This window comes from Pseudovibrio sp. Ad37, assembly GCF_001623075.1.
Taxonomy (GTDB): Bacteria; Pseudomonadota; Alphaproteobacteria; order Rhizobiales; family Stappiaceae; genus Pseudovibrio.
The window spans coordinates 1-965 of record NZ_LMCF01000130.1 but is presented as its reverse complement, the minus strand read 5'-3'; the positions used below and the strand labels follow the sequence as shown (position 1 = coordinate 965).

Below are 965 nucleotides of genomic sequence, written 5' to 3'. Positions count from 1 at the left end.
TAGAGCGTGCTGCGCCAGATCTGATTCAGGTTTCTCATTTTAACTTTTTGTGATTCAATGTTGCCATCCTTGTTTTTGGAGGGCACATGGGCAAGCCATATCCGATAGAATTACGTGAACGGGTTGTTGCGTTTGTTGAGGCGGGCAACACCCATCGGGCCTCAGCCTTACAGTTTCAGGTTTCGATTAAGTTCGTCAATGATATGGTCAGGTTGAAGCGGGAGAGCGGTAGCTTGCAGGCCAAACGGCAAGGCAATCCCGGTCATGGTAAGCTGAGCAAGCTGCATGAGTGGGTTCGGCTGCGTCTGCAGGAAAAAAGTGATCTCACGCTTGATGAATTAGCGCGGGAGCTGAGCGCTCAGCATGGCCTCAAAGTTCACCGCTCTTCGGTGGGCCGACTGCTGCACCGCCTTGGTTTATCTCATAAAAAAAGACGCTTGTAGCAACCGAGCAGAGCCGCTTAGATGTGGAGGTTGACCGTCATATCTGGATCAACTACCGCCAACCAGTGATGCGCAAGACTATGGAAAGACTTATCTTTATCGATGAGACCGCACTCAAAACAAACATGGTCAAGCAAACTGGATGGGCTCCAAAGGGAGAGCGGCTTTATGGGGATGTGCCGTTTGGCCACTGGAATACCCAGACTTTTATTGCTGGCTTGCGTCATGACCGGCTGGACGCTCCATGGGTGATCAACGGTCCCATGAACCGGCAAATCTTTGAGCAATATATCGAAACGCAGCTTGCGCCCACCGTGAAGGCTGGCGACGTCATCATTCTTGACAACCTGTCCAGTCACAAAAGCCTCAGGGCAGAGCAATGTTTGCGAGAGCGCGGTGCATGGTTTTTATTCCTCCCACCTTACAGTCCGGATCTCAATCCCATCGAGATGGCATTTTCCAAACTCAAGGCCTTGATCCGCAAGGCCGCAGCAAGAAGTTATCAAGCACTGTGGCAGGCCG

2 protein-coding genes are annotated in these 965 nt (G+C 51.6%); both read left to right on the top strand.

Annotated elements, in window-relative coordinates; all coding sequences use genetic code 11:
- Window positions 1-86 precede the first annotated feature (86 nt).
- Window positions 87-443 carry a winged helix-turn-helix domain-containing protein gene (locus PsAD37_RS17640; protein WP_063297272.1) on the top strand — a complete coding sequence of 119 codons (357 nt, stop codon included), beginning with the start codon at window positions 87-89 and terminating at the stop codon, window positions 441-443.
- A gap of 23 nt (window positions 444-466) precedes the next feature.
- On the top strand, window positions 467-965 hold a 499-nt coding region (locus PsAD37_RS17635), incomplete at its 3' end, for an IS630 family transposase (RefSeq protein WP_153039788.1).